Annotated in this window: 9 protein-coding genes and 1 pseudogene; all 10 read left to right on the top strand. The window is 49.6% G+C overall.

What is annotated here, in order from left to right; translation table 11 throughout:
- Positions 1-178: 178 nt before the first annotated feature.
- On the top strand, positions 179-1,201 hold the full coding sequence (locus GY843_RS08680; protein WP_297308617.1) for a TRAP transporter substrate-binding protein: 1,023 nt from the start codon (positions 179-181) through the stop codon (positions 1,199-1,201).
- An 18-nt stretch (positions 1,202-1,219) separates the two neighbouring features.
- Positions 1,220-1,762, top strand: coding sequence for a TRAP transporter small permease (locus tag GY843_RS08675; RefSeq protein WP_297308614.1), 543 nt, complete (start codon positions 1,220-1,222; stop codon positions 1,760-1,762).
- Between the two features lie 2 nt (positions 1,763-1,764).
- The gene (locus GY843_RS08670) at positions 1,765-3,081 is read left to right on the top strand and encodes a TRAP transporter large permease (RefSeq protein WP_297308612.1); all 1,317 of its coding nucleotides are present in this window, start codon (positions 1,765-1,767) and stop codon (positions 3,079-3,081) included.
- Positions 3,082-3,191: 110 nt separating this feature from the next.
- Positions 3,192-3,677 (top strand): universal stress protein, encoded by a 486-nt coding sequence (locus GY843_RS08665; protein WP_297308610.1) that lies wholly within the window; start codon positions 3,192-3,194, stop codon positions 3,675-3,677.
- A gap of 37 nt (positions 3,678-3,714) precedes the next feature.
- On the top strand, positions 3,715-4,032 hold the full coding sequence (locus GY843_RS08660) for a 2Fe-2S iron-sulfur cluster-binding protein (protein ID WP_297308608.1): 318 nt from the start codon (positions 3,715-3,717) through the stop codon (positions 4,030-4,032).
- Positions 4,033-4,063: 31 nt separating this feature from the next.
- On the top strand, positions 4,064-4,987 hold the full coding sequence (locus GY843_RS08655) for a catechol 2,3-dioxygenase (protein WP_297308606.1): 924 nt from the start codon (positions 4,064-4,066) through the stop codon (positions 4,985-4,987).
- 81 nt (positions 4,988-5,068) lie between these two features.
- Complete coding sequence (locus GY843_RS08650; RefSeq protein WP_297308604.1) at positions 5,069-6,529, top strand: 2-hydroxymuconic semialdehyde dehydrogenase; 1,461 nt, start codon at positions 5,069-5,071, stop codon at positions 6,527-6,529.
- Between the two features lie 93 nt (positions 6,530-6,622).
- Complete coding sequence (gene dmpE / locus GY843_RS08645) at positions 6,623-7,408, top strand: 2-oxopent-4-enoate hydratase (RefSeq protein WP_297308602.1); 786 nt, start codon at positions 6,623-6,625, stop codon at positions 7,406-7,408.
- A 12-nt stretch (positions 7,409-7,420) separates the two neighbouring features.
- A complete protein-coding gene (locus GY843_RS08640) occupies positions 7,421-8,329 on the top strand; it encodes an acetaldehyde dehydrogenase (acetylating) (RefSeq protein WP_297308600.1) in 909 nt (302 codons plus the stop codon).
- A 226-nt stretch (positions 8,330-8,555) separates the two neighbouring features.
- A pseudogene (locus GY843_RS08635) lies at positions 8,556-8,976 on the top strand (4-hydroxy-2-oxovalerate aldolase); the annotation flags it as partial.

Genomic DNA, 8,976 nt, shown 5'->3' with positions numbered 1-8,976 from the left:
TGCGAATAAATCGTGTAGGCCCCGTAGGGCTTGCAGAGCACTAACAGGACTTGTTCGCAGGTCCCTTAGAAAACCTTTAAGCACACACGGCAGTTAGTCTCGTTCGGGGGTGATGCCGTACCTGAACCATAAAAATAAAAGAACATCTCTCGAGGGTGTTCAACAGGAGAACGAAAGCATGAAAAAGGTATTGAAAACAGTTGTTGCTGGCCTGGTTATGACTGCAACTGCAGGCATGGCTTCTGCGGAAACTAAACTGACTCTGTCATCTTGGTTACCGCCAACGCATCCAATTGTTACTGACATGATTCAGCCTTGGGCAGCAAAAGTTAAGGAAGCTACAGAGGGTCGTGTCTCTGTAAATATCCTGGCTAAAGGCCTGGGCCATCCAAAGGTTCACTACGATATCGCCCGTGACGGTTTGGCTGATATCACCTACAGCGTACACGGTTACACGCCAGGTCGTTTTGTGATGACTAAAATCGCAGAGTTCCCATTCGCGGGTGACAGTGCTGAAGCGCAGTCTGTTGCTTACTGGCGTGTACACGAGAAGTACCTGTCTAAAGCAAACGAGCATAAAGACACTCAGCTGTTGGGTCTGATGACACACGGTCCTGGTCTTATCAACAACAGTAAAAAAGCTGTGAATACAGTAGAAGACCTGAAAGGCATGAAACTGCGTGTTGGTGGTGGTGTTGTTAACGACGTAGCAACAGCACTGGATGCAGTACCTCTACTGAAACCAGCATCTAAAAGTTACGAGCTGCTGTCTCACGGTGTTGCCGACGGTACTCTGCTGCCAGCTGAATCAATCATGAGCTTTAAAATCCAGGATCTGGTTAAGCACACGACTGTGGTTCCAGGTGGTCTGTATAACGTGAGCTTCTTCCTGGTAATGAACAAAGATCGTTTCCGTGATCTGTCCAAAGCTGATCAGGACGCAATCATGAGCGTTTCTGGTGAAGCCTTTGCTGTAATGGCGGGTAAAGCTTGGGATGCAGCTGATAAAGCGGCACTGGAAGCAGCTAAAGCGAATGGTAACCAGATCATCGTCGCTAATGATGCATTTGTTGCTGACGTAAAAGCGCGTACAGCACACCTGGAAGGTGAGTGGGCTAAAGAAGCGTCTAAGCGTGGTGTTGACGGTGCAGCGGCACTGAAAGAACTGCGTGAAATCACTGCGACTTACGCATCCAAGTAAGCTGACGAGAGCGGAGTTATGAGTTTCCTGACATCTTTGTTTAAACAGGAGATGTGGGTACGTGCACTTGAGTTCCTGTTCGAGCGTGTACTTGCCTACACAGCGGCCTTCGTCATGTTTGTCATGATGCTGGTAACGCTGGTAGATGTAGTGGGTCGAGACCTGTTCTCGGCACCACTGCCGGGTGGCTTCGAGGTTACAGAGTTGCTGTTAGCGGCTCTGATATTTCTTGGCCTGCCGATGGTGACAGCGGAAAACGCCCACGTGGATGTAGACCTGCTGGATTCAACGGTCCCTGAGTTTCTTAAACCCCTGCAGAACATCGTCATCGGTCTGGTCAATGTGATCGCCTTTGGTGTTTTGTCCTGGATGTTATGGAAATTCGCACTCCGTACTTACCGTTATGAAGATACAACGGCCATTCTGGAGATCCCGTTTGCGGGGTTGGTATTCCTGATGGCCATCTGCTGCACCCTGTCGACCGTAGCGTTGGTCTGGATGCTGCTTTTTAAACGCGGAAAGAAATTATTTTCACACCATAGAGCTGGAGAGGTTGAGTAGTTATGGAAACCAGTTTTATCGGCTTTGCCGCGTTAATGATTCTGATTTTTGCCCGTATCCCATTGGGCGTGGCCATGGGTGTTGTGGGCGTAGTGGGCTTTGCCTTTGTTCAGCTTGTCGAGTTCGAAAACCCACGTGGTTGTGGAGCAGCACTGAACATGGTGTCGCAGGTTGCATTTGAAACCGGCCTTGCCTACGAACTTTCTGTTGTACCCCTGTTTATTTTGATGGGTAATTTTATTACGCAAGCGGGCTTATCGGCACAGCTGTACCGTGCTGCCCATGCTTTCCTGGGTCACTTTAAGGGTGGTCTGGCGTTGTCCACAGTGGTGTCTTGTGGTGCTTTCTCTGCTGTATGCGGCAGTTCGATGGCAACTGCTGCGACTATGTCGAAAGTGGCGATGCCATCGATGCGTAAATATAACTATTCCGATGGTCTGGCTAGTGGTTCTATCGCTGCGGGCGGCACCCTTGGAATTCTGATTCCACCGAGTGTGATTCTGGTGATCTACGGCATCATGACTGAAACCGATATCGGCAAGCTTTTCATTGCCGGTCTGCTGCCTGGTTTCCTCGGTATCGTTCTGTATATGGCTGCGGTTTCGGTCACAGTGCATCTGAAGCCTGAATCCGGTCCTGCGGCTGAAAGGTCTGACTGGAAAGAACGTATGAGCGCCTTTAAACATGTATGGGCGATCTGCTTCCTGTTTGCTGTGGTGATGGGTGGTATCTACACCGGTATTTTCACCCCAACTGAAGCGGCTGGTATTGGTGCTTCTGGTGCGTTCTTTATCGCCCTGTTCCGCGGTACTCTGACCATGAAGAGCCTTACAGACACATTGGTAAGTTCGGTTCGTACTACCTCAATGCTGTTCTTCCTGGTGATTGGTGCAGTGTTGTTCTCCAACTTCATCAACCTTGCGGGTATGCCGGATGGTCTGCGTGACTGGGTTCTGAGCATGGAGCTGAGCCCACTCTGGGTGATCCTGGCGATTATCGGTATCTACATTCTGCTGGGTTGTGTGTTGGAAAGTATGTCGATGATTTTGTTGACCGTTCCTGTGTTCTACCCGCTGGTTAGCGCCATGGGTATGGACCTGATCTGGTTCGGCATTCTGGTGGTGGTTGTGACTGAGATCAGCCTGATTACACCACCGGTTGGACTTAACGTATTTGTCCTGAAAACGGTTCTGCCTGATGTGAAACTGAGCACCATTTTTAAAGGTGTAACACCGTTCTGGATTGCAGATATTCTGCGTTTGATTTTGATTGCAACGATTCCTGCGATCTCTCTGTTCCTGCCAAATATGGTTGGTTGATAGTGTGCAAATAGCAAGAACTTAGCCCCGCAAGGGGCTCTTTTTAACACCACTATCAAAGCGACCATTGGCTCTGTTTTAGCTAGAGCAAATAAGAAAGAGGAATAAGCATGATTCCTGAAATTAGCAACATCTTGTACGCCTCTGATCTGGGTGAAAACTCCAGACCTGCATTTCTTTTAGCGGCTAAAGAAGCGTTTAAGCACGATGCTCAGATCACCTTCCTAAACATTGTGGAACCGGCGAGCAAAAGCACCGAAACCATGATGGAAAACTATATGGCAGACGGTGAGATGAAAGAGATGCGTAGCCAGGGAATGAAAGCGATCCAGGATCTGATGGAACAACGCATTCAGGAGTTCTATGACAAGGATCTGGCAGGGAAAATTCCGTTACAACATCGTCCGCTTACCCGTATCGAAGAGGGTGCTGCTTGCGAAACCATTATCAAGGTGGCCGATGAGATCGATGCGGATCTGATTGTGATGGGGACGCGAAATCGTAACCACTCAACACTGGGGCGTTTTTTTGTTGGCTCTACTGCGCAGAACGTTTTGCAGCTGACAGATCGTCCCGTGTTGATTGTACCGCTGTAATTGACATCAGCTGTAACTGAAAAAAGTGGTCAGCGATATGAATAACGGGTCTGAACAGAGTGCTGAGCAGTACAACATCAAGGTGATAAATCGGGATAGCAGTTTCACCTGCCGTTCCGGAGATACGCTACTGCGCAGTATGGAACAGAACCAGCAACATCCCATCGCAGTAGGCTGTCGTGGTGGTGGCTGCGGCGTGTGTAAGGTTCAGATTCTAAGCGGTAGTTATACCGCAAAAGTAATGAGTAAGGCGCATATCAGCGATGCCGAAAAGGCTGAAGGTTATGCGCTGGCCTGCCGGGTTTTCCCAAGCAGTGATCTTGAGGTCACCGCCTGCAATCCGGTGAATGAGTGAAGTTATAAAAATAAATATAGAGGGTAAAACAATGCGGAAAGGAGTTATGCGTCCGGGTCATGTTCAGATCCGCGTACTGGATGTAGAGGAAGCACTGACACATTATCGTGACCTTCTGGGTCTGATCGAAATGGATCGTGATGATCAGGGTCGTGTTTACCTGAAAGGCTGGACCGAAGTAGATAAGTTCTCGGTTGTACTGCGTGAGGCTGACACTGCTGGTATGGACTTTATGGGCTTCAAAGTTCTGGATAATGACACACTGTCTGGTCTGGAGCAGGAGCTGCGTGATCGTGGTCTTGGCGTTGAAGAGATTCCTGCCGGTGAGCTGAATAGCTGTGGTCGTCGCGTACGTTTCCAGGCACCTTCGGGTCATCACTTCGAGCTTTATGCTGAGAAAGAGCAGACCGGTAAATGGGGCCTTTCCAAAGTAAATCCGGAAGCATGGCCGCGTGATCTGAAAGGTATGAAAGCAACTCGCTTTGACCACTGCCTGCTATACGGCACTGATGTGATGGCAACTTATGAACTGTTCCGCGATGTGCTTGGTTTTGATCTGGCGGAGCAGGTGGTTGATCCAGAAGGTAACAAAGCTGCGGTATTCTTGACTGCGAGCATGAAGGCGCACGATATCGCTTTCATCGAATGTCCAGAGCCAGGCAAATTCCATCATGCATCGTTCTTCCTAGAGACCTGGGAAGATGTATTGCGTGCAGCAGACCTTATCTCTATGACAGATACATCTCTGGATATTGGTCCAACTCGTCACGGCCTGACTCACGGTAAAACAATTTACTTCTTTGACCCATCCGGTAACCGCTCCGAAGTGTTCTGTGGTGGTGACTATCACTATCCAGACCACGAGCCGGTGACCTGGAAAGCTGAAGATCTGGGTAAAGCGATCTTCTACCACGATCGTGTATTGAATGAACGTTTCCTATCCGTTCTGACTTAAGGGAACTGGCCCAGGCATATAGCGCCTGGGCACTCTCCAGATTCCCGGTTCTGTTACGTAGCCATCTAATCGAGAAAGATAATGAAAGAGTTTAAAAACTTTATTAATGGTCAGTTTGTGACCGCAGAGAGCGGCAAGACCTTTGAGAACCGCTGTCCTGTGGATGACAGCCTGATCGGTATGGTCCATGAAGCCGGTCAACCGGAAGTGGACGCTGCGGTAAAAGCGGCAAAAGTAGCGATGAAAGGGCCATGGGGCAAGATGACCCAGGCGCAGCGTATCGAGATGCTGAATAACGTAGCTGACCGCATCAATGAGCGTTTTGATGAGTTTCTGGAAGCGGAGTGTCTGGATACAGGTAAACCACAGAAAATCGCATCCCATATCGACATTCCACGTGGTGCTGCGAACTTTAAAGCGTTCTCCGAAACACTGGCGAACCATCCGACAGAAGCGTTCAAACTGGATACACCCGATGGTCAGGGTGCACTGAACTATGGTCACCGCACCCCTAAAGGTGTTGTTGCTGTAATCAGCCCTTGGAACCTGCCACTACTGCTGATGACATTCAAAGTAGGTCCAGCACTGGCTTGCGGTAATACCGTAGTGGTTAAACCATCCGAAGAAACACCAGCAACAGCAACTCTGCTGGGTGAAGTAATGAATGAGTGTGGTGTACCCGAAGGTGTATACAACGTGGTACACGGTTTTGGTCCTGAGTCTGCCGGCGCTTATCTGACTGAACATAAAGATGTAAATGCGATCACCTTCACTGGCGAAACCCGTACCGGTGAGATCATCATGCGCGCGGCTTCTGTTGGTCTGCGCAACATCTCCATGGAGTGTGGTGGTAAGAACCCGGGTATCGTTTTTGCCGATTGCGATATGGATAAAGCAATCGAAGGCACCATGCGTTCAGCGTTTGTGAACTGCGGTCAGGTTTGCCTGGGCACTGAGCGTGTTTATGTAGAACGTCCGATTTTTGAAGAGTTTGTCCAGCGCCTGAAAGAGGGTGTGGAGAAACTGAAACTGGGTCGTCCAGAAGATTCCAGTGTTGATTTTGGTCCACTGGTCAGCCAGGAGCACAAAGAGAAAGTGCTGTCCTACTACCGTTTGGCAGTAGAAGAGGGTGCCAACGTTGTTATCGGCGGTGGTGTACCTGAGATGGGTGACGACCTGAATGCTGGCGCTTGGGTAGAACCGACTATCTGGACCGGCCTTTCCGATGATGCTCGTGTAGTCAACGAAGAGATCTTTGGCCCTTGTTGTCACATCCGTCCATTCGACAGCGAAGAAGAGGTGATCGAACTGGCAAATGATACCGAATATGGCCTATCCGCAGCGGTTTGGACCGAAAACTCCTCCCGCGCTTCTCGTGTGGCTGAACAACTTGAAGTGGGCCTTTGCTGGGTAAATAGCTGGTTCTTGCGTGATCTGCGTACAGCGTTTGGTGGTGCTAAGCAGTCGGGTATTGGGCGTGAAGGTGGGATTCATGGCCTCGAATTCTATACAGAGCTTAAAAACATCTGCATCAAGCTTTAATCGAGCTGCAAGCCACAAGCTACAGGCTGCAAGTTGAAAACCTCTTGCCGCTTGTAGCTTACCGCTTATAGCTAAATTCCAGAGGAATTTAAAATGGATAAGAATTTAATCCAACAGTGTGGTGATGAGTTGTATCAGGCACTGACTAAACGTGAAACGCTGCGTCCGTTAACTGAGCGTTTTGACGATATCACTATCGAAGATGCTTACCACATCTCTCTACGTATGGTTGAGCGCCGTGTTGAAGCTGGTGCTCGAATTATTGGTAAGAAGATTGGTGTGACCTCCAAAGCTGTGCAGAACATGCTGAATGTTCACCAGCCGGATTTTGGTTTTCTGACTGACGATATGGCCTTCAGCCAGGGCGAAGAGATGCCGATCAGCGAGCGTCTGATTCAGCCTAAAGCGGAAGGTGAAATCGCCTTTATTCTGAAGAAAGACCTGATCGGTCCTGGCATTACAAACGCAGACGTTCTGGCTGCGACTGAGTGCGTTATTCCATGTTTTGAAGTTGTGGATTCTCGTATCGAAGATTGGAAGATCAAGATTCAGGATACGGTGGCGGATAACGCATCCTGTGGTCTGTTTGTACTGGGTGATAAGGCGGTAAGCCCGCGTCAGGTTGATCTTTCTACCTGCGGCATGGTGGTTGAGAAAAACGGTCAGATTATCTCAACCGGTGCAGGCGCAGCTGCACTGGGTAGCCCAGTGAACTGTGTGACCTGGCTGGCTAATACGCTGGGTGAGTTTGGTATTCCACTGAAAGCCGGTGAAGTGATTCTGTCCGGTTCCCTTGTACCGCTGGAGCCTGTACAAGCTGGTGATTTCATGACCGTCAGTATCGGCGGTATCGGTTCCGCTTCTGTGCGCTTCACATAAGGAAACAGTCCAATGAGTAAGAAACTTAAAGCAGTCATCATCGGTCCGGGCAATATCGGTACTGACCTGTTGATGAAGATGATGCGCTCTGACTGGGTTGAGCCGGTTTGGATGGTGGGTATCGATCCTGAATCCGAAGGTCTGAAACGCGCACAGGAATTTGGTATCAAAGTTTCCAGCACCGGCGTCGACGGCATGCTGGATAAAGTAATCGAAGATGATATCCGTATCGCCTTTGATGCGACTTCTGCTTATGTACACGCAGAGAACAGCCGCAAGCTGAACGAGTTGGGTGTGATCATGGTTGACCTGACTCCAGCTGCAATCGGTCCGTTCTGTGTACCACCCGTAAACCTGAAACAGCATGCATCTCAGCTGGAGATGAACGTGAACATGGTGACTTGCGGTGGTCAGGCGACTATCCCAATGGTGGCTGCAGTTTCTCAGGTGCAGGACGTTGAGTACGGCGAGATCGTTGCCACCGTTTCTTCCCGCTCTGTAGGTCCAGGTACACGTCAGAACATCGATGAGTTCACCCGTACCACATCTGGCGCTGTTGAAGCTGTGGGTGGTGCTGACAAAGGTAAGGCAATCATCATTATCAACCCGGCTGAGCCGCCACTGATGATGCGTGACACGATTCACTGTCTGACTAAGACCACACCAGATCAGGCGGCGATTACTGAATCCGTTCACAACATGGTGAAAGAGGTTCAGAAATACGTACCGGGTTACAAACTGGTTAACGGGCCAATCTTCGATGGCAACAAAGTTTCTGTATTTATGGAAGTAGAAGGTCTGGGTGACTTCCTGCCGAAGTACGCAGGCAACCTGGACATCATGACGGCTGCGGGTCTGCGTACAGCAGAGATGTTTGCTGAAGAAGCGCATAACGGCTCAATCACGCTACCGGCACGATGAGGCTTCGCATTTTGCTTTGATACTGCGTTAGCTTGTTTCTTGCGGTGCTCATTAACTTTAGTTAACTCCGCTCCTCATCAACAAGCTGCCTTGTCTCAAAACAAACTGCTGTGCCTCATATGAATTGATTGTAGGAGCCCAGCCCTCTGGGCGATAAGAACTCTCGCTCAGAGGCTGAGCTCCTACAAAAGATAAGCTGAAAACAGCTATATCTGAGGAAAGAATGATGGATTTGAAAGGTAAGAATGTAAAACTCCACGATATGAGCCTGCGTGATGGTATGCATGCGAAACGTCATCAGCTGTCGTTGGAGCAGATGGTTGCGGTATCAACCGGTCTGGATGATGCCGGTATCCCGCTGATCGAGGTAACCCACGGCGATGGTCTGGGTGGTTCCTCTCTTAACTACGGTTTCCCAGCACACACTGATGAGGAGTACCTCAACGCAGTTGTGCCAAAGATGAAAAACGCCAAGATCTCTGCTCTGCTGCTACCGGGTATCGGAACCGTCGATCATCTGAAAATGGCAAACGATTGTGGTGTAAGCACGATTCGTGTTGCCACTCACTGTACCGAAGCGGACGTATCTGAACAGCATATCGGTATGGCTGCGAAGATGGAGATGGATACGGTTGGCTTCCTGATGA

The sequence above is a fragment of the Neptuniibacter sp. genome (assembly GCF_024231755.1).
GTDB lineage: Bacteria > Pseudomonadota > Gammaproteobacteria > Pseudomonadales > Balneatricaceae > Neptuniibacter.
The sequence above is the reverse complement of the archived record's forward strand: the minus strand, read 5'-3'. Positions and strand labels throughout refer to the sequence as shown.

Bases quoted from the DNA above. Each gene is read 5' to 3' on its own strand.
- GY843_RS08680 (WP_297308617.1), top strand. From the start codon at position 179: ATGAAAAAGGTATTGAAAACAGTTGTTGCTGGCCTGGTTATGACTGCA.
- GY843_RS08665 (WP_297308610.1), top strand. From the start codon at position 3,192: ATGATTCCTGAAATTAGCAACATCTTGTACGCCTCTGATCTGGGTGAA.
- GY843_RS08650 (WP_297308604.1), top strand. From the start codon at position 5,069: ATGAAAGAGTTTAAAAACTTTATTAATGGTCAGTTTGTGACCGCAGAG.
- GY843_RS08655 (WP_297308606.1), top strand. From the start codon at position 4,064: ATGCGGAAAGGAGTTATGCGTCCGGGTCATGTTCAGATCCGCGTACTG.
- GY843_RS08670 (WP_297308612.1), top strand. From the start codon at position 1,765: ATGGAAACCAGTTTTATCGGCTTTGCCGCGTTAATGATTCTGATTTTT.
- GY843_RS08640 (WP_297308600.1), top strand. From the start codon at position 7,421: ATGAGTAAGAAACTTAAAGCAGTCATCATCGGTCCGGGCAATATCGGT.
- dmpE (WP_297308602.1), top strand. From the start codon at position 6,623: ATGGATAAGAATTTAATCCAACAGTGTGGTGATGAGTTGTATCAGGCA.
- GY843_RS08660 (WP_297308608.1), top strand. From the start codon at position 3,715: ATGAATAACGGGTCTGAACAGAGTGCTGAGCAGTACAACATCAAGGTG.
- GY843_RS08675 (WP_297308614.1), top strand. From the start codon at position 1,220: ATGAGTTTCCTGACATCTTTGTTTAAACAGGAGATGTGGGTACGTGCA.